We start from the raw sequence: 19301 nt of genomic DNA on the forward strand, positions 1-19301 counted from the left end.
CTGCGAGAAAAATATTTTTGCGCCGGCCTATAACGCTTCGATCCGCGCCCAATAGCGCGTGACGAACGCGATGCGCACCGGCAGCGAGGCAGTCAGGTTGGCGAGGATGGCGTCGGTATCGTGCAGGCGAAAGGCGCCGGAGATGCGCAGGTCGGCCACGGCTGGATCGCAGGCCAGGTGGCCGGGCCGGTAGCGCGTCAGTTCGCGCACGAAGTCTTCCAGGCGCTGATCGATGGCGATCAGCTTGCCGGCCTGCCATTGCGTCTGCCGCTCGTCCGCCGCAACCGGTGCCGACACCTCGGCCGCGGTGAAGCTGGCCTGCTGCCCGGCCTGCAAACGGATGGCCGTGCCGTGTTGCGGCGTGATCTGCACCGCGTGTTCGAAGACGGCGACGTGCGTGGCGTCACCCTCGCGGCGTACCGCGAAGCGCGTGCCGAGCGCGAGGATTTCGCCCTGCGCGGTGCGCACGGAGAACGGGCGTTGTGCGGGATCGGGCGCGGTCTGCACCAGGATTTCGCCGGCATGCAGATGCAGCAGGCGCACCGATGCGCTGTAGTTCACGTCAACCGCGGATGCGGTATTGATGTCGAGCGTGCCGCCATCGGCCAGTTGCACGCGGCGGCGTTCGCCGGTGCGCGTGCGGTAGTCGGCATTCCAGCTTTGCCACGGCAGGGTTTCGTACGAGGCCACGCCGAGCAGGCCGGTACCGATCAGTGCGAGCAGGATGCCGTTCACACGGCGGCGCTGCGCGCGCGCTTCGCTCAGGGTCGGCGCGACCAGCCTGCCCGACACTTCGGTCAGCCGGCGTTCCAGTGCCTGCATCTGCTGCCACGCCTGGGCGTGCCGCGCGTCGGCTGCCAGCCAGCGCTGCCAGGCTTGCTGCTCGGACTCACCGGCCTGCTCGTCATTCAGACGCACGTACCAGTGCGCGGCGGCTTCCAGCAATTCCGTCGGCAGGCGCGCGGCGGAGGAAAGGGGCAGCGACGACATTTATTCGGCAGACAGGATCAGGCAGTGCGTGAGGGCGCGCACCAGGTGCTTCTTGACGGTGGTGATCGAGATGCCGAGCCGCGCGCCGATCTGCGCGTAGGTCAGCCCTTCGAACTGCGCGAGCATGAAGATCTCGCGCGCACGCGTGCCCATGTCGTCGAGCATGCGGTCGATGGCCACCAGCGTTTCGAGCACGATGGCGCGCGTTTCGGGCGAGACCGCCTGCGGCTCGGGCTGCGCCGCCAGCGTTTCCAACCATGCGCGTTCGATCGCCTGCCGACGGAAGCGGTCCGTCACCAAGCCGCGCGCGATCGTCGCCAGGTATTCGCGCGGCTGTTGAATGGCTGCGGCGTTGCGCGCCACCAGCACGCGCAGGAAAGTATCGTGCGCCAGATCGGCGGCGTCGCCGGCATTGCCGAGCTTGCCGCGCAGCCACGACTGCAACCACCCGTGATGGTCGCTGTAGAGCGTGGCGAGCTGCTGGTGCGCGGGAGAATCGGCGGAAGACATGCGGAAAGGAAGAAGGCAACAAACAAGAATGGTTCTCATTCTATATGAGCGAACGCAGCGCCCACAAACGCGGACGCGGCAAACGTGACAATCGCGCCACACTCGTGGGCAAGTTGTCCAGTTGCCCTGTGCCAGTGCGCGAAGTAATATGGCGAGCAATTCAACCGTCGGACGCCGCTCTTCCATCATGAAAACCGCCCGCACCATGCACCGCATCGCGTGGATCGCCTGTTTCGCGATCCTGCTTGCCGCATTGGCGCCCGCGATTTCACATGCCCTTGCGCCCCACACCGGTCAGCAGGCATTCGTGGAGATTTGTACGGCTCAAGGCAGCAAGCTGATTGAAGCCGCAGATCAGAAAAATCCCGAGTCTCCGCAACCTCAGCAACACACCGACCACTTCGAGCACTGCCCATTCTGCAAGAGCAACAACGTCGCCAACGGCCTGCCGCCGACGGTATTTCCGCTGTTTGCAACCCTCCAGCAACCCAGTCACTTCCCCATCCTGTTCTATCAGGCGCCTCGCGGTCTGTTCGTCTGGACGACCGCTTCGCCTCGCGCTCCTCCCGTCCTTTCCTGAGTTTCCATCTGACCGCATCCTTGCATGAGAAAGGGATGCGCTGACCGATTCATATGGTTTTGGCGACAACCGCCGACCAGATACCGGCTCGCGTTCGCGCCCAAACTGACAGCAGTGGCGACTTCACTGTCGTTTTTCCTGCCGACCACCTGTCATCCGGCGTACGCCGTCGAAACGCAAGAAAGGCCCGGCCTCGCCAGTCGTCCCATTCCTATTGAGGAGAACACATGAAAAACTTTCTTTTTGCCGTATTTCTACTGACTTTCAGCATCGGTTCCATGGCGCAGATCACGGTGGCTGATCCCTGGGTTCGCGGCATGGTGTCCGGCCAGAAATCAACCGGTGCCTTCATGCAGCTGAACAGCGCGGAAGATACTCGTCTTGTCGATGCCAGCTCTCCCGATTTCGTCGTCGAAATTCATGAAATGTCGATGCACGGCGACGTCATGCGCATGAAGCAGATCGATGGCATCGATCTGCCCGCCGGCAAAACCGTCGAACTGAAACCCGGCAGCTATCACCTGATGTTTATCGATGTGAAAAGGCAACTCAAGGAAGGCGACATGGTGCCGCTGACTTTGCGTTTCGAGAATGCCCAACAGGTCTCGCAAACCGTCAAGGTGAACGTGCCCGTCAAGGCACTCAACAGCACGGGACCCGCCATGTCCGAAAAACACCAGCACAATCATTAAACACAGGCCGGAAAGTCATTTTGTGTTCACGCATGTGAAAAATCGGCGCATTCGTCTGTTCGTCATCAGGATGGCCTGCCTGGCTATCCTGATGATGTCGCTCGCGCCGCTTATTTCACATGCCATCGCGACAGACAAGGCGCAAAGCCTCCATCAGGTCGCGCTCGAAATCTGCACAGCGGATGGCAGCAAGACGATCGTCACCGACCACGATCATGACCCGCTTTCCGACCACGGTTCCCTTGGCCATCTCAAGCATTGCCCCTTCTGTGTCAAACATGCGGTTCCGCTGGGTCTGCTCCCCGGCCCGGCCATCCATCTGCCGATTGCAGACGGTACGCCTGCTCCGCCAGCCTCATTCAGCCGGATTACAAGATCCTTCCACGCCTGGGCCTCCGCCCAACCACGCGCTCCGCCCGGATTTTCCTGAAACCGAATCCGTAACCGCTTCTTTTCTGCAACAGGAAGCGATGCCGTCATTCATTGCATGACCGTGCAAGGCACGCATGCACAAAGGGAAATCCATGAAACACATTTTTCTGGCGCCCATGCTCGGTGCCATCATGTCTGCCTATGCGGCAGATGACCAGATCACGACGCTTCCGGTGATCGATGTCGGCGTCGACACCTCGGCGCGACTGCTTGCGCAGCCGGCCACCACTGCCTCGCGCCTCGACCTTACGCCGCTGCAAACCCCGGCCAGCATCGATGTCATCACGCGCGCGCAACTCGAAGCGCGCGGCGACAACAACCTCAACGACGCCATCACGCGCGCCGCCGGCATCAGCGCCATGCCGCATCCGGGCAACGGCAACAGCGCGCTGTCGGCGCGCGGCTTCACCGATTCCGCTTCCGTCATGCGGCTGTACGACGGCACGCGCCAGTACGGCGGCGTCGGCATCACCTATCCGTTCGATACGTGGTCGGTCGAGCGCATCGAGGTGTTGCGCGGTCCGGCATCAGTCATCTATGGCGACGGCGCCATCGGCGGCGTGGTCAACGTGGTGCCGAAGAAGCCGACGCGCGGTCCGATCCGCAACGAGGTGCAGGCCACCATCGGCACCGACGACACCCAGCGTCTCGGCTTCGGCAGCGGCGGCGCGATCGACGACAAATGGTCATACAGAATCGACCTCAGCGGCGACCGCTCGGACGGCTGGGTCGATATGGGCGAATCGCGCAACCTGAATTTTTCCGGCGCGCTGCAGCTCGATGTATCGCCCGATCTGCGCTTCAAACTCAGTCATGCGCAAGGCCGGCAGGAGCCGATGCGCTACTTCGGCACGCCGCTGATCGATGGCGTGCAGGTGAAGGCACTGCGCGAGAAGAACTACAACGTCGGCGACGGCACGATCCGCTTTGATGACCGCTGGACCGAACTGTCGGCCGAATGGACGCCGAACGCGGACGTCACCGTGCGCAGCAAGCTCTACGTGATCGACAGCAAGCGGCACTGGCGTAACGCGGAAAACTATGTTTACAACGCCAGCACTGGCCGTATAGATCGCTCGGGAGACACGGAGATCTTCCATGACCAAGCGCAGATCGGCAACACGACGGACGTGACCTTTCGCGGGAAGTTGTTCGGTCTGAAGAACCAGCTCTCGGTCGGCTTCGACGTCAATACGAGTTCTTTCCAGCATCGCAACAACAACTACGTTGGCACGCCAACACCGCCTAGCGTCGATCCCTATGGGCCAGTACCGGGCAACTTTGTCAGTGACGAACCAACCATTGCGCGCTATCGCAACAAGGCCGACCAGTACGCGCTGTTCGTCGAAGACCGCATCGAATTCAGCGAACGATGGTCGGTCGTCGGCGGCCTGCGCTACGACCACGCCGATGTCTCGCGCGCCAACCTGATCGACGGCAGCCAGGACTTCGACAAGACGTATTCCAACATCGGCTGGCGCATCGGCAGCGTCTATGCGATCACGCCCGACCTGTCGCTCTACGGCCAGTATGCGGAAGCGGCCGATCCGGTCGGCGGCCTGCTGATGATCACGGCCGCCAACAGCGCCTTCGACCTCTCGACCGGCAAGCAGCTCGAGGTCGGCATCAAGCAGGTGTTCGACAACGCAGCCGGCAAGGGCGAGTGGACACTAGCGGCCTATGGCATCCGCAAGAACGATCTGCTCACGCGCGACGCCAGCGATCCGAACCGGCGCGTGCAGGTCGGCCAGCAATCGTCGCGCGGCATCGAGGCGAGCCTGTCGCTGGCGTTCGCACGCGGCTGGCAGCTCGATGCCAACGCGGCGGTATTGCGGGCGCGCTATGACGACTTCAGCGAAGCGGTCGGCGGCGTGGCCGTCTCGCGCGACGGCAAGGTGCCGCCCAATGTGGCGGAACGCCTCGCCAACGTCTGGCTGAGCTGGAACTTCAGGCCCGACTGGATTGCCAGCGCGGGCCTGCGCCATGTCGGCAAGCGTTACGCCGACAACGCCAACACGCTGGCGCTGCCGTCCTACGCGACCACCGATCTCGCGCTGCAGTGGAACGTCGCGCCGGACACCACGCTCGCGTTGCGCGGCTTCAACGTGTTCGATCGTGACACCTTCACCACGGCCTATTACACGGCGACGCAGTGGCTGCGCGGTCCCGGCCGGCGCATCGAACTGACGGCCACGCATCGTTTCTGACGCCGCATCACATCCGCGCGAATCCAACTCAACAAAGAACTATTTTTACATTCAAACCAAAATGAAATCATCTCGCCACGGCATCCATCGGCCCAATAGAACAGCGGTCCTGATTGCGCTTCTGTTTCCCGCAACGGTACTGCCCTCGATACCCGTTTTCGGACAGACAATCGATGAAGCCACCTTACCAGCCGTCAACGTCACTGCCGCACAGGAAAACGGCAAACTTAATCTCGATACGCCAGCCGCCACCGGTAGCCGACTCGGATTGACGCCGCGAGAAACACCTGCCAGCGTGACCATCGTGGACCGCGCCGCCATCGAAGCACGCGGTGCCGAAGATACGCAGGAAATTCTCAAATCCATTCCCGGCGTCACCGCGCACAACGCGCCGGGAAGCATCGGTGTCAGCTATCGCGGCTTCGGCAGCGGCTCGCTGAGCCAGCTTTACAACGGCATCGACGTCAAATATACGATTGCCAATCGCGCCGTCGATGCATGGATTTACGATCGGGTCGAAGCGATCGGCGGACCTTCGAGCTTCCTCTACGGCGCCGGCGCCGTAGGCGGATCGATCAACTACATTACCAAGCTGGCACAGCGGCAAGATATTTCGGAAGGACGAGTCCGGATCGGAACGGACGATCTGAAAGAGTTATCGATCGGTCTGAATCGCCGTATTGCGGGTGGAGAAGGGGAAGGGGCCTCCCATTACGCCCGCATCGATCTCAACCATCGCGATGCCGGAAGCTGGATTGAGGGAACGAAGACGAAATCCACGCAGCTTGCAGCTTCCCTGCTATCGGATTTCGGCCGTGGCTTCACGCATACGCTGGCTTACGAATACCAGAGCGACAAGGTGGATCGCCCGTATTGGGGAACGCCTTTGCTGAATCCGGTTGCAGGCACCCTGAATATTGACAGGAACACGCGCTTCAAGAACTACAACAGCGCAGACGGCATCTATGAACAGCGGGTGCACTGGCTGCGTTCCATTGCAGACTTGCAGGTAAACGATGCCCTGCATATTTCCAACACCTTCTACGCATACGATGCACAACGCGACTATCGCAATGTAGAAAGCTACCGTTTCGATCCCTCCAATACACAGGTCATTCGCTCCAGTGCGCTGCTGCAAAGACACGATCAGCGCCTGGTCGGGAATCGCGTCGACGCCACGTATAAGAGCCATCTCGGCGAGAAACGCAGCGACTGGTCATTTGGAATCGATGTCAGCCTGAACAAGCAAACCCGCTTCCCCAACAGTCTTTCTGGAATCGTCAGTACGGTGAATCCCTACGACTTCGATACGGAGCGCTTCTTCGATATCCCCGGCATAGCGCCCGGCTTCAACCCTGACCGCACCAACAAGGTCACAACGGTTGCCGCGTATCTGGAAAATCGCACATTCCTTCTGCCGTCCCTGCAGTTGGTCACCGCCTTGCGGCACGAGCGCATCGACCTCGATCTGGTTAATCGCCGTGCCGTCACCGCAAGCAATCCTGCCGGATACCAGCGCAGCTACAACCCAACTACGGGCCGCATCGGTCTTGTCTGGGAAGTCACGCCCAATGTCATGACGTATGTGCAGTATGCGACGGCAGCAGATCCACCAGCAGGCTCGCTTTCGACCGCAACCTTTGGCAATGCGATCAACAATACTGATCTGACCACTGGTCGACAGTTCGAGGCAGGAGGCAAGTTCGATTTCTGGGAGGGCAGGGGCAATGCGGGGATCGCGCTGTATCGCATCACCCGCAAGAACATCGCCGTCACCGACCCGGACAACAGCAACAACACGCTGCTGGTCGGCGAACAAAGCTCGAAAGGCATCGACCTTTCGGTAGGACTGCAGGCGACAAAGGCATGGTCCATACAGGGCAATTTCACCTACGTGGATGCCACCTACGAGAACTATTACCAGAATGGGGTCTCCCTAGCCGGCAAAACGCCGACCGGCACTCCCGCTACGGTGGCAAATCTGTGGACGACCTATGCGTTCACGCCGGCATTGAAAGGAACCGTGGGAATACGACGTGTCGGCAAGATTTATGGCAACGCCGCCAACACGACCATCTGGCCTGACTACACGCTTGTCGATCTTGGCATGAACTATCAGATCAACCGCCAGGTTTCATTGATCGGCCGCATCAGGAACGTCACCGACCGCATTTACGCCGCCAATGCCGGCAGCACGTCGGTCTATCTTGGCGCACCGCGCACTGCCGACGTCTCCTTGCGCATCGTCTTCTAAGCGGGGGCGGATCATGCAAACCCGCTTGAAACGCTGGCTGTTTCTCATCCATCGATGGCTGGGCATCGTCGCCTGCCTGTTCTTTGCGATGTGGTTCGTTTCGGGTGTCGTCATGATGTATGTCGGCTATCCAAAACTGACCGAGCGGGAACGTCTGCTGCATCTTCCAGCGCTGAATGCACAGGCCCCGCTACTGGCTCCCGAGGAAGCGCTGAAAAAGGCCGATGCACAAGGGCCTTTCGAGGAACTAAAACTCGCCAATGCACGAGGCGGACAGCCTGTCTATACAGCCATCCCGGCTCCACAGCAGCTCGCCGGACAGGTTGGAAAAAAAGGGCGTCCGGAGCCCATCATCATCGATGCGCGTAGCGGCCAGCGGCTGAGCGGTACGGATCGCAATCTCGTCATGGCCAGCGCCGCAGCCTATGCCGGACCATCGATCACTGCAAGCTATGTCGATGCGATCGGCGAAGATGCGTTCACGCATTCGCGAGCGCTTGATGCGCATCGCCCTCTGCACCGCGTACAGCTGAACGATCAGGACGGCACGCTGCTCTACATCTCCGGAAGGACAGGGGAAGTCGTGCGCGATGCAACACGTAACGAACGCATCTGGAACTATGTCGGAGCCTGGATTCACTGGCTCTATCCGTTGCGCGGCAACGTCTTCGATGCTTGGTGGACCGACACCGTGATCTGGCTCTCGATCGGCGGCACCGTAGTCGCGCTGACAGGCACCGTAGTCGGCATTCTGCGTTGGCGATTCACGAAACCCTATCGCAGCGGTTCGCGCTCGCCCTATCAGCGCGGCCTCATGCGCTGGCACCATCTGTTCGGCCTGTCTTTTGCTGTCATCACCATCACCTGGATTTTCAGCGGGCTGATGTCGATGAATCCGTGGCGCATCTTCGATAGCGGCGCGGCGTCGCTGCAAACCGGTCTGATGCATGGCAGCAGTCTCGCGAAGACCGAGCTGGATACAAGGCCACAAACCCTGCTGCAGGCGATCGGCGGACCGGTGAGCGAACTACGCTGGAATCGCCGCCTGGGCCGCAACATCGTGACCGCACATGGCGCAGCAGGCATGTCCGTCGTGCTCGATGGTCGTACCGCGCAACCCTATGCTCCTGATCGAGAAGTACTGATCGCGGCCAGTCGCCATTTGATGCCCTACCCGATCAAGGCCGTTCACCAACTTGATCGCTACGATCTCTATTACTACGCACGCGAAGAGCACACCATGACCGGCGGTGGCGAGAAACCCCTGCCTGTCATTCGCGTAATCTTCGACGATCCCGCTGCGACCTGGGTGCATATCGATCCACATACGGGGGCCATTCTCGGGAAAACCGACAGTCATCGACGCGCCAGCCGCTGGCTGTTCGCCATGCTGCACAGTTGGGACTGGCTGCCGCTGCTCGAACGGCGGCCGCTGTGGGACATCCTGCTTGTGGCACTGAGTCTGGGCGGCGGCATACTCAGCATCACCGGCGTCGTCATCGGCTGGCGCCGCATCGACAGAAAACTTGGAGCCGGCGGCCGGCATGCATAGGCTTTACAGGTTCCAGCCCGTCCTATTGCCTTTCATAACCGACTCTTCAGCAAGCCTGATCAACCTGACCATCATCACAAGGAGAAGATATGCAGTCATTTCAAGAACAGGAAACAACTCGGCTACGCCATTTTCATTACGTGACGGCTTTGCTGCTCCTCGCGGTCATGCTGTTGGCAGGCTGCAAGAAACCGGAGCCGCCAACCTCTTCCATAAAACTGAAGGGTTCACTCGACAGCTCGTTTACGCTTTATGACCCTGCCGGGAAACAGGTATCCCTGACCGACTTCAGGGGCAAGGCCGTGCTGCTCTTTTTCGGCTTTGTCCAATGCCCGGATGTATGTCCGACGGCATTGACACGTGCCGCACACGTCAAGCAACTGCTCGGTGCCGATGCAGACCGGCTGCAGGTCATCTTCGTTTCCGTTGATCCGGAACGGGATACGCCGGAAATACTCAGGGAATACACGGCAGCATTCGGCAAGGATTTTCTCGGCCTGACCGCCGATGCGCAGACCATCAGGAAGACCGCCGATGCGTTCGGTATCTACTATACGAAAGTCCCGACCGGCAGCTCCTACACCATGGATCACACCACGATTTCATATCTGTATGCGCCGGACGGAAAGATTTACGCTGCAATCACCGCAGACAGCCCGGCGGAGGAAGTGGCGCGAGATGTAAGAAACGTGCTCGCTGACGGAACCAGCTGACCGAACAAGACCAACCCTGGCGAATCGCCATTTACAGGATTTTCGAGATACATCGACAGGGGATTGCCGGAGGGACTTCGCACACCGGCTGTTTCGAGTACCCTGACTCAGCGTCGGTCGGAGGAGAACAGGTCGCGCGTTGCCGGGCGCGATACGCCGGGGCGTTGGACTTCGCCGCACACATCGCAGTGAATCACTTCGCAATGGCGGTACATCTGGCGCAGCTTGCGCTCGGCATCGCTGCGATCGATGCCGCCGATCACGATACTGTTGAGGCGCTGGCCTTCGCGCGTCTTGAGCGAAAAATCGTACTTCAACATCCGGATCCTCCCTTCGTTGCAGCTTCACACCGTGTACGGACATGATGGCGATGCTAATGCCATTTCCCTCTTCGGCAAAAAACGTCACATAATTTGACAGAAAATGTCGCTTTTTTCGGCTAATTCCCCATTTTGAGTGTCAGCCACTATAAACCCGGGGAAGGTTTGCTGAAAAGTAATTTTCTAGCAATTTACGGACCATCTGTCGCTTTTTTGGCGAATACCAGGCCTGCGCCGGACCTGCGCAACCTTTGCAGCACGCTGAGGTCACAAAGGGCCTGTCACCATTTTTGGAGGATTCCCGTCATGCGCGTCGATATCTACAAGAGGGCAGAACACCACGGCCAATTCACTTATCTGGCCGTGCCGGAAGGCAAGATCATTCCCGAAGAAGCGATCAATACCGACTGGGAACTGAGTGAACGCGGCATCGATGTCGAGGACAATGCCACCCATCTTCCGGACTTTTCGATCGATGCTCCGCACGAACAGATCCGCGCCAAGGGCTACGCCATCACCAGCGTCAAGGAACTGGCCGACAAGTAACCACGCGGCGGCGCCCGCCGCCTTCCCTCATCCAGAGAAAGGACCACGCCGCATGCCCGTGCCACGCATCTCCGCTCCATTCTCCCGTCCGCTGCCAATCCGGCCTTCCGCCATCTTCTGCGCCGTCGTCTTCGGCGCGACCGCCCTGCACGCGGACGCGCAAACCGCGCTGCGCACCGAGGTGGTGGCGCAAGGGCTCGATCATCCCTGGGCGATCGCCTTCATCGATGCCAAAAACATGCTGGTCACCGAGCGTTCCGGCAAGCTGCTGCTGATCCGCCCCGGACAGCCGACGCTGAACGTGGGCGGCCTGCCGAAGATCGCCGTCGGCGGCCAGGGCGGCCTGCTCGATGTGATCGCCGACAGCAAGTTCACCGCCAACCGCACCATCTATTTCTGTTACAGCGAGGAAGCCAACGAGCGCACCGGCGGCAGCGGCAATTCGACCGCGCTGGCCTCGGCGCGGCTGTCGGACGACGGCAAGACGCTGAACGATCTCAAGGTACTGTTCAGCCAGAAACCAAAGCACCACAGCGGACTGCACTTCGGCTGCCGCATCGTCGAGCATCCGGACGGCACGCTGTTCATGACGCTCGGCGAGCGCTCGAACCGCGCGCCCGATGCGCAAACCCTGGACAACCACCACGGCAAGGTGATCCGCATCCGCAAGGACGGTTCGGTGCCGCCCGACAATCCCTTCGTCGCCACCAACGGTGCGCTACCCGAAATCTGGAGCTACGGCCACCGCAATGCGCAGGGCGCGGTGCTGGGTAGCGACGGCAAGCTGTGGCTGCACGAGCACGGCCCGCAGGGTGGCGACGAGGTCAACCGCGTCGAAGCCGGCAAGAACTATGGATGGCCCGTCATCACCTATGGCGAACAATATGGCGGCGGCAAGGTCGGCGGCGGCATCACGGCCAAGGCCGGCATGGAACAGCCGGTCCATCAGTGGACGCCGTCGATCGCGCCGTCCGGCATGGCCGTGCTGCAGAGCGAACGTTATGGCAAGGCGTGGCAGGGCAGCATGTTCGTCGGCTCGCTGGTGTTCCGCAACCTGGAACGGCTGGAATTCAAGAACGGCAAGGTGGTGCGCGTCGAGAAACTGCTGCCGGATCTGAAGGAACGCGTGCGCGACGTGCGCGAGGGACCGGACGGCTATCTGTACATTGCCACCGACGAATCGCCGGGACGCATCCTGCGCCTGCTGCCAGTACGCTGAACCGCGACTGCGGCGTCAGGCGGCGATATGGAAGGGATTGACGCGCAGGGTGGCGTTGGCGATTTCCGGATCGAAACGCCCGTAGGTCTGCGCCAACCGCGTGGCAATGCGCTCGGCGGCCTGTTGCTGCTGCGCCTGGGCTTCGGCCTGCACCGGCTCGGTCTGGCTGGCCTGATGCACTGACGACTCCTGCGGACCGATGGCGCCGTCGCGGTTGAGATCGGCGGCTTCGCGCCCGCTACCGGCGGCGGCAAGGGCAATTGCGCTGCCCGCTGCGGGCTGCCCTGCATCGTCCGTGCGCGCAGTGCCTGCATCGATACGATCGATACCGACTTCAAATTCGCTGTCGTCGGCGCGCACGCCACCGTCGGCACTGTTCGGCAGCAACGGCTGCGCTGCAGCTCCGGCACCCGCTTCAATATTGTTGCCCTCATCGGAGGCCAGTTGCTGCGCGGCGCGATCGAGATAATCGTTGTTGGTATCGAGACTGGAAACCGTCTGCGTGCCCGGCAGGCCCGCTTCGGCGTCGGCACGCGCAAGGCGCGACTGCTGCAGTTGCATTGCCAGTTCGTCGCCGACCTGCCGTTCGTTGCCGGCCTTGCGTTCTGCCTGATCCTCGCGCCGCGGTCCTTCCTCCTGCTCGCGCCCGGCGGGCGGGTTGACGGCGCTGGTGCGGCTATCGACGCGGGTGAGCAGATCGCCGGCAATACGGGTCGCATCGGTTCGCTGAACCGGCCATGCGTTGCCTATGTTTGCGATCATGCTTCCCCCGATTTGAAAGGCCGGCCGCCAATGTACTGACGGCGACCGTCTTGCCCGTGCGCATCATATTGCCACAAAGCCTTGCGGTATTGATACCCCCACTCACTTACAATAGCGGCTCTGATCAAGGGAGCAAGCATGTTTGGCGAATCCATCGAAGCACTGTTGCAGCAAAAACGCGTCCGCCTCGGGCTGGGCATTCTCTGTATTTTCTTCGCCGTCACCGGCGCCCATCAATTGCTGACCGGCAGCGAAACCGCCGACCTGTTGCGCGGCGGCGGCAACCTTTTGGCATGGGGCGGCTTCGCCGTGCGCAACCTGACCAAGGCCTACGGCCGCGAACAGGGCGGGCTCAACATTCCGATCAATGTCGGCATCGTCATGATCATTGCCGGCTGGTTCTTCTAAGTGCAAGTACCCACTTTCATGGAAAACTACAGTCGGCAGTATCGTCACTTCAAGGGTGGCATATACGACTTCGTCTGCGCAGCGCGGCTGGAATCCGATCCGGATGTCACGATGATCGTTTATACGGCGGCCGACGGTTCGTACTGGACGCGTCCGGCCAGCGTCTTCTTCGAAAAGATCGCGCACCAGGGTCGCATCGTGCAGCGCTTCACGCCGATTGCCGACGGCAATTGATTCACACCACGGCTGGTGGCACTGCCGCCGGTCGTTCATTCGTTTTTCTTTCATGACCGACTTTTCCGATCCGGACGATTCCGAACAGCACGCCATTCACGAAGACCGCCTGTGGCGTGACGACGGCTGGACCGCGCGCGTAATCAAGAACGAGGATGACGACGGCTGGGCGGTCGAGATGATCAAGGATGGCGAAGCGGAACCGGCGCTGGTCGGTCCGTGGACCATGGGCCGCGACAAGAAGAACCCCAAGCCGCTCGATGTATCGGCCTTCCACACGCTGGTGAAAACCGCCAGCGAAGTGCTGCGCCGCCACGAGCAGCAGTTGCACGCCATGCTGCACAAGAGCGTCACCGTCGATAGCGACGGCCGTACCCTGGACGTGACGCTCGACATCGTGCCCGACGAGGACGATCCCTACGCCACGCTGTCGGCACATGACGAGAATGGAGATCAGCTCGCCAGCGTGCGGGTATCGCCCGCTTTCAAGCTGACGCGCGCGAGTGCGCAGCAATGGGTCGCCGGCGGCTGCCAGCGCCCGCGCGAGAATTTCTGAATGGAGATGTGCGGCGCACGCGCATCGCACGCGCCTCAAGACAGGCGAACCCTGCTTTTCAACGACCCTGCGCCTTGTCGCCGCGCAGCGTCATCACGGCGCTGATCACGGTCGCCGCCACCTTGCCGTCATCGCGCACGATGTCGCAGTGGTAATGCGTGATGGTCTGGCCGCTCTGCACCGGGCGCGCGACGGCGCGCAGCGTCGAGGTCCAGACCGGACGGAAGAAATTGATCTTGAGGTCGATGCTGGCAAACGATTCGCCTTCCTGCATCAGCGTCGAATGCGCAGTGCCGATCGCGGCGTCGGCCAGTTCGCACAGCAGACCGCCATGCACCGTGCCCTGCTGGTTGCCGTGCAGGCCCGGCGAGGCATCGATCTCGACCGTGGCGGTACCAGCTCCGACTTCGACGATGCGGATGCCGAGCGTGCGCGAAATGGCGGTCGGATACTGCATGTGCGTGACATCGGTCTCCTGCAGCGTGCCGTCCAGCGACTTCTGCAGCCATGCCAGCACCGGCAATCCGTCGGTTTGCCCTGTCATCGCTCCTCCCTGAAGAATGGCCCGACCGCGCGGGCGTGTGCTTACGGTGCGCGATTGAGCGCGCGTTCGATTTTCTTGTCGGTGTTGTACTGGCTCAGCGCATAGACGGCCCAGATGGCGGCCGGCACCCAGCCGATCAGCGTTATCTGCAGAATCAGGCAGATGATGCCGGCGAACGGACGGCCGATGGTGAAGAAGGTGAGCCACGGAAGAATGAGGGCGATCAGCAGACGCATGACGGTTCCTTGAATGATTGATGCAAGAATGGCAAATAGGGATGATACCGCGTCAGGCGAGCCGCGCGTATAGCCGCGCGAATTCCTCGTCGAGGCTGTTGTCCGGCAACCTGCTGTTGCCGCGGCCGTACCAGTAGCGCGCATTGCCGAGGTCGCCCTCGACGCGGTGCAGATAGCCGTGAATCTGGCACGACAGTTCGTCGCCGTGCACCTGCACCAGCGCGTGCGACTCTTCCCACGCGCCTGCCTTTGCCAGGTCCAGTACCTTTTTATGGTCACATGCCATGTTGCTTCCTTCCTGCTTGTTCGTCGGCCTCAGCCGAATCGTTCCACTTCAAAAATCTCGGCAAAGGATGCGTCCAGTGCCGCGCCCGCCTTGCGGTTTATGTCCAGCACGCGTTCGTCGAATCCCTTGCCGCGCGTATTGAGGTTGCGCTGGTGCTGCGAGCGATGCAAACGCAACAGCTCGGCCTTCCATGCCGCATCCGCGTCGTCGAACGGCAGATAGAGATCGGTGCGAATCCTGAGCGTCTTCGCATCCTGATTCAACAGCGCCCACATCGTCCACTGTTCGGCCTGCGCCACCGCGCGGAACAGCGCATAGGTGCGCTGGTGCGTGACGTTGCTGTCGTTCCCGTGCGGCATGAACACCAGCTGCGGTTTGCGCGCGGCCAGGTAATCGCGGATGCGCGCATGGTTGGCATCATCCAGACGCGGATTGCCGCCTTCGTCGGGCGGCAGCTTGAGAAAGGTGATGCGCTCCGGCGGCAATCCGAAGAATGCGCAACTCGCCTGCTGTTCCTTTTCGCGCAATGCGCCTTTCTCTTCGTCGGTGGATGCGCCCTGGTAGCCATCCTCGACGCCGCTGGCGCCGGTGGTCAGCACTGCCAGATGAATGGTCGCGCCATGCCGATGAAAATGCCGCAGCGTCAGGCCGATCGCATCGAAGTCGTCGGGATGCGGCGCCAGTACGGCGATCGTCAGTCCGTCCGGCAGCGGCAGCGTGCGCAAGTCATGCGGACCATGATCGTACGGAAGGTCGAACATCGATAGTGCTCCCGTCATGCCCGGATCGTACCGGCGCGCAGTGCAGCGACGGTTTCCGCATGGCCGCCGATCAGCACGCCGTCAACAAACACCTGTGGGAAAGTCGGCCAGCCGCTCCACATCTTGATTGCCAGGCGCGGCTTCCACATCGACAGATAGCTGCCATATTCGAGATAGCGGAATTGTACGCCGGCATCCGACAACGCCTTGCGCACCTTGCCGACGAAGGGATTCTGCGCCATGCCGACGACCACGATGCGGTTGGCGGCAATCGCCGAAGTCACCTCGTCGATCGTCTGCCGGTGATAGGCGGACATCGCCTCGAGCACGGACGGTGCCACGCTGTGCGACGGTAACAGGGGACGACTCATTGCAGCCTCCGGCTTCAGTGTTCATTGACCGGCAGCGATGCCGGATGATGCGGTTCCGAACCATGGCCGCGCGCCTGGCGCGTCATGCGCTTGAGCCAGTGTTCGAGATCGTCGATATACGTGAACACTGCCGGCACCACCAGCAGGCTCAGCATGGTCGAGGTGATCAGGCCGCCGATCACAGTGATCGCCATCGGCGAACGGAAGCTCGGATCGGCACCCAGTCCGAGCGCCAGCGGCAGCATGCCGGCACCCATCGCGATGGTCGTCATCACGATCGGTCGTGCACGCTTGTGGCAGGCGTCGACCAGTGCCTCGAAGCGTGCCATGCCTTCGCGCCGCGCCATGATGGCGTAATCGACCAGCAGGATCGAGTTCTTGGTGACGATGCCCATCAGCATGATGAGGCCGATCATCGACGGCATCGAGAGCGCCTTGCCGGTCAGCAGAAGCAGCACGAAGGCACCGCCGATCGACAGCGGCAGCGCCGCCAGGATCGTGACCGGCTGCATGAAGTCGCGGAACAGCAGCACCAGCACGCCGTAGATGCAGAGCACGCCGATCGCCATCGCCAGGCCGAAGCTCTCGAACAGCAGCTGCATTTCCTGCGCATCGCCGAGTTCGGCGATCTTGACCGCCGGCGGCAGATTGCGCATGGACGGCAGCGCGCGCGCTTCCTCGTTCAGTTCGCCAAGCGAACGCGAGCCGAGTTCGACATCGAGCGTGACGTTGCGGCTGCGATTGAGACGATCGATCTGCGCCGGTCCGCTTTCCATCGTGACCGTGGCGACATTGCCGAGCATGACCGGACCATTGCGGCCCGGCACGGTCAACCGCTCGATGGCGGCAAGGTCCGCACGCACGCCGTCCGGCAGCTTGACCAGGATCGGCACCTGCCGTTCGGTCAGGTTGAGCTTGGGCAGGTTCTGGTCGTAATCGCCGGCGGTCGCCACGCGTACCGTCTCGCCGATGCTGGCGGCAGTCACGCCAAGATCGGCGGCGCGCGCCACGTCGGGTCGCACGATGATCTCGGGCCGCACCAGCGAGGCGCTCGAACTGACGTTGCCGATGCCGCGTAGCGTGCGCAGTTCACGCTCGACCTTGCGCGCCGCGTCGTTGAGCGCCACCGGATCCTCGCTGCGCAGCACCAGTTGCATCTTGACGCCGGTATCGGGCGGACCGACCGTGAAGCGCGCACCGGGAATGTCGGCAATGTTGGCGCGGATGCCGTTCTCGATCTGCGCCATGGTCTGCTTGCGGTCGCTGCGGTGCGTGGTGGTCAGCGTCAGCACCGCGCGCCGCGCCTCGGCCGCCGCGCCGGGTGCGAACGCGTCGCCGCTGGAACCGCCGCCGATCGAACTGAAGATGCTCGTGATGTTCTTGTCGGCGCTCACCGCCAGCCGCACACGCTCTGCCACGGCAGTGGTCTCGGCCAGCGTGCTGCCGGGCGGCAGTTCGATGTTGATCTGGGTCTGACCGCGATCGGCCGGCGGCACGAAGCCGGTCGGCAGCAGTCCGACCAGCGCCACCGAACAGACAAAGAACAGGCCTGCCGCCGCCACCGTCGTCAGCCGATGCGTGAGACACCAGCGCATGGCGCGCATGTAGCGCTGCATGATCCAGCCATCCTTCTCGACGTGTTCCTTTTTCGGCTTGAGGATGTAGGCCGCCATCATCGGCGTCAGCAATCGCGCCACCACCAGCGAGGCCAGCACCGCAAGCACCGCGGTCCAGCCGAACTGCTTGAAGAACAGGCCCGGAATGCCGGCCATGAACGCGGTCGGCAGGAACACCGAGACCAGCGCGAAGGTGGTGGCGATGACCGCCATGCCGATCTCGTCGGCCGCCTCCATCGCGGCCTGCATCGGCGTCTTGCCCATCGCGAGGTGGCGCGAGATGTTCTCGATCTCGACGATCGCATCGTCGACCAGCACGCCGATCACGAGCGCAAGGGACAGCAGCGTCACCGTGTTGAGCGTGTAGCCAAAGTAGCTGAGACCGAGAAAGGTCGGAATCACCGACAGCGGCAGTGCGGAAGCGGCGACGATGGTGGCACGCCAGTCGCGCAGGAACCACCAGACCACCAGCACGGCGAGAATCGCGCCTTCGTACAGCAGCTCCATCGAGCCGTCGAAGTTTTCCTCGACCGGCTGCGCGTTGTCGATCGCTTCCTTGAAGACCACGTTGCGATTGTTCGCCTGCAGTTCTTCCACCGCCTGCTTCGCGCCTTCGGCCACCGCCAGTTCGCTGGCACCCTTGGTACGGAAGATCTCGAAGCCGACCACGGTCTGGCCATCCTGCGAGGCGGTGGCGCGGCGCTCGGCAATCGTGTCGATCACATCGGCAACCTGATCGAGCCGAATGTGGCGTCCGTCTGCCAGCGGAATGTCCATGCGCGCCAGCTCGGCCGCGGTCTGCACGGTGGCGATGGTGCGCACCGCCTGCTCGGCGCCGCTGACGTCGCCGCGTCCGCCCGGCGCCTCCTGCTGCACCAGGCGCAAACGGCGCGAGACGTCGATGGCCGACACATTGAGGGCCGACATCTTGTCGGGATCGAGTTCGATGCGCACTTCGCGCTTGACGCCGCCGACGCGCTTGAAGGAACCGACACCCGGCACGCTCAGCAGACGCTTGGCAACGGTGTTGTCGACGAACCAGCTCAGTTCCTGCTCATCGAGATTGCTGTCGGGCGCGGCCGATGCAGTGAAGGTCAGCACCACGCGGCCGGCGGTCGATACCTTGGTCACGGCCGGATCGCGCAGATCGGCCGGCAGGTCGGCACGGATCAGCGCCACCGCATCGCGCACCTCGTTGACGGCGTCCGACAGATTCTTCTCGAGCACGAACTCGACCGTGATGGTGGCCACGCCGTCGAGCACCTTGGTATAGATGTTCTTGATGCCCTGCAGCGAAGCGATCGAGTCCTCGATCTTGCGCGCCACCTCGGTCTCGAGCTGCGCCGGCGCGGTACCCGGCAAGGTGGCCGTCACCGTGACGATCGGCAGTTCGATGTCCGGAAAGTCCTGCACCGCGTTCGATTTGAAGGCGAGCAATCCTGCCAGTCCCAGCAGGATGAACAGCATGATCGCCGGGATCGGGTTCTTGATGGATAGCGAGGAAAAATTCAC

The 19301-nt window shown here is 61.9% G+C and carries 22 protein-coding genes; 12 read left to right on the forward strand and 10 right to left on the reverse strand.

Annotated features, from left to right (window positions below):
* Positions 1–27: 27 nt before the first annotated feature.
* Positions 28–990, reverse strand: coding sequence for a FecR domain-containing protein (locus tag IEV38_RS02970; protein WP_188394656.1), 963 nt, complete (start codon positions 988–990; stop codon positions 28–30).
* Complete coding sequence (locus IEV38_RS02975) at positions 991–1500, reverse strand: sigma-70 family RNA polymerase sigma factor (protein WP_188394657.1); 510 nt, start codon at positions 1498–1500, stop codon at positions 991–993.
* 187 nt (positions 1501–1687) lie between these two features.
* Here IEV38_RS02975 and IEV38_RS02980 point away from each other — a divergent pair, with 187 nt between their 5' ends.
* From IEV38_RS02980 to IEV38_RS03010, 7 genes are all read left to right on the forward strand, one after another.
* Positions 1688–2080, forward strand: coding sequence for a DUF2946 domain-containing protein (locus IEV38_RS02980; protein ID WP_229728518.1), 393 nt, complete (start codon positions 1688–1690; stop codon positions 2078–2080).
* A 227-nt stretch (positions 2081–2307) separates the two neighbouring features.
* Positions 2308–2772, forward strand: a complete 465-nt coding sequence (locus tag IEV38_RS02985) for a copper chaperone PCu(A)C (protein WP_188394658.1) — start codon at positions 2308–2310, stop codon at positions 2770–2772.
* Positions 2773–2794: 22 nt separating this feature from the next.
* Positions 2795–3202, forward strand: coding sequence for a DUF2946 domain-containing protein (locus IEV38_RS02990; RefSeq protein WP_188394659.1), 408 nt, complete (start codon positions 2795–2797; stop codon positions 3200–3202).
* Positions 3203–3296: 94 nt separating this feature from the next.
* A complete protein-coding gene (locus IEV38_RS02995) occupies positions 3297–5411 on the forward strand; it encodes a TonB-dependent receptor (RefSeq protein ID WP_188394660.1) in 2115 nt (704 codons plus the stop codon).
* A 61-nt stretch (positions 5412–5472) separates the two neighbouring features.
* Entirely contained in the window at positions 5473–7665 is a 2193-nt protein-coding gene (locus IEV38_RS03000; RefSeq protein ID WP_188394661.1) for a TonB-dependent receptor, read from the forward strand.
* 13 nt (positions 7666–7678) lie between these two features.
* Entirely contained in the window at positions 7679–9217 is a 1539-nt protein-coding gene (locus tag IEV38_RS03005) for a PepSY domain-containing protein (protein ID WP_188394662.1), read from the forward strand.
* Between the two features lie 89 nt (positions 9218–9306).
* Positions 9307–9930 carry an SCO family protein gene (locus IEV38_RS03010; RefSeq protein ID WP_229728519.1) on the forward strand — a complete coding sequence of 208 codons (624 nt, stop codon included), beginning with the start codon at positions 9307–9309 and terminating at the stop codon, positions 9928–9930.
* Positions 9931–10037: 107 nt separating this feature from the next.
* Here the strand turns inward: IEV38_RS03010 and IEV38_RS03015 are convergent, their stop codons facing one another.
* Positions 10038–10250, reverse strand: a complete 213-nt coding sequence (locus IEV38_RS03015; protein WP_188394663.1) for a hypothetical protein — start codon at positions 10248–10250, stop codon at positions 10038–10040.
* Between the two features lie 306 nt (positions 10251–10556).
* Between IEV38_RS03015 and IEV38_RS03020 the strand changes: the two genes are divergently transcribed.
* Together IEV38_RS03020 and IEV38_RS03025 are read left to right on the forward strand one after the other, a co-directional pair.
* On the forward strand, positions 10557–10796 hold the full coding sequence (locus tag IEV38_RS03020; protein WP_188394664.1) for a DUF6139 family protein: 240 nt from the start codon (positions 10557–10559) through the stop codon (positions 10794–10796).
* 52 nt (positions 10797–10848) lie between these two features.
* A complete protein-coding gene (locus IEV38_RS03025; protein WP_188394665.1) occupies positions 10849–12015 on the forward strand; it encodes a PQQ-dependent sugar dehydrogenase in 1167 nt (388 codons plus the stop codon).
* A gap of 15 nt (positions 12016–12030) precedes the next feature.
* On the opposite strand, the gene IEV38_RS03030 is transcribed toward IEV38_RS03025, so the two are convergent.
* Complete coding sequence (locus tag IEV38_RS03030; RefSeq protein WP_188394666.1) at positions 12031–12777, reverse strand: hypothetical protein; 747 nt, start codon at positions 12775–12777, stop codon at positions 12031–12033.
* A gap of 138 nt (positions 12778–12915) precedes the next feature.
* Here IEV38_RS03030 and IEV38_RS03035 point away from each other — a divergent pair, with 138 nt between their 5' ends.
* The 3 genes from IEV38_RS03035 to IEV38_RS03045 are packed head-to-tail and all read left to right on the forward strand — an operon-like array spanning position 12916 to position 13975.
* Positions 12916–13185, forward strand: coding sequence for a hypothetical protein (locus IEV38_RS03035; RefSeq protein ID WP_188394667.1), 270 nt, complete (start codon positions 12916–12918; stop codon positions 13183–13185).
* An 18-nt stretch (positions 13186–13203) separates the two neighbouring features.
* Complete coding sequence (locus IEV38_RS03040) at positions 13204–13419, forward strand: DUF1653 domain-containing protein (protein WP_188394808.1); 216 nt, start codon at positions 13204–13206, stop codon at positions 13417–13419.
* Between the two features lie 52 nt (positions 13420–13471).
* Positions 13472–13975, forward strand: coding sequence for a hypothetical protein (locus IEV38_RS03045; RefSeq protein ID WP_188394668.1), 504 nt, complete (start codon positions 13472–13474; stop codon positions 13973–13975).
* A gap of 58 nt (positions 13976–14033) precedes the next feature.
* Here the strand turns inward: IEV38_RS03045 and IEV38_RS03050 are convergent, their stop codons facing one another.
* Genes IEV38_RS03050 through IEV38_RS03075 form a run of 6 tightly spaced genes read right to left on the reverse strand, consistent with a single transcriptional unit; the run spans position 14034 to position 19301 of the window.
* The gene (locus IEV38_RS03050; protein WP_188394669.1) at positions 14034–14519 is read right to left on the reverse strand and encodes a PaaI family thioesterase; all 486 of its coding nucleotides are present in this window, start codon (positions 14517–14519) and stop codon (positions 14034–14036) included.
* A 41-nt stretch (positions 14520–14560) separates the two neighbouring features.
* Positions 14561–14755 (reverse strand): YqaE/Pmp3 family membrane protein, encoded by a 195-nt coding sequence (locus IEV38_RS03055; protein WP_188394670.1) that lies wholly within the window; start codon positions 14753–14755, stop codon positions 14561–14563.
* A gap of 52 nt (positions 14756–14807) precedes the next feature.
* The gene (locus IEV38_RS03060; RefSeq protein ID WP_188394671.1) at positions 14808–15041 is read right to left on the reverse strand and encodes a hypothetical protein; all 234 of its coding nucleotides are present in this window, start codon (positions 15039–15041) and stop codon (positions 14808–14810) included.
* 29 nt (positions 15042–15070) lie between these two features.
* Positions 15071–15802 carry a PIG-L deacetylase family protein gene (locus IEV38_RS03065; protein ID WP_188394672.1) on the reverse strand — a complete coding sequence of 244 codons (732 nt, stop codon included), beginning with the start codon at positions 15800–15802 and terminating at the stop codon, positions 15071–15073.
* Between the two features lie 14 nt (positions 15803–15816).
* The gene (locus IEV38_RS03070) at positions 15817–16173 is read right to left on the reverse strand and encodes a glutaredoxin domain-containing protein (protein WP_188394673.1); all 357 of its coding nucleotides are present in this window, start codon (positions 16171–16173) and stop codon (positions 15817–15819) included.
* A 14-nt stretch (positions 16174–16187) separates the two neighbouring features.
* Positions 16188–19301, reverse strand: a complete 3114-nt coding sequence (locus tag IEV38_RS03075; protein WP_188394674.1) for an efflux RND transporter permease subunit — start codon at positions 19299–19301, stop codon at positions 16188–16190.

Origin of the sequence: Oxalicibacterium flavum, from assembly GCF_014635065.1 — a bacterium.
Lineage (GTDB): Bacteria > Pseudomonadota > Gammaproteobacteria > Burkholderiales > Burkholderiaceae_D > Oxalicibacterium > Oxalicibacterium flavum.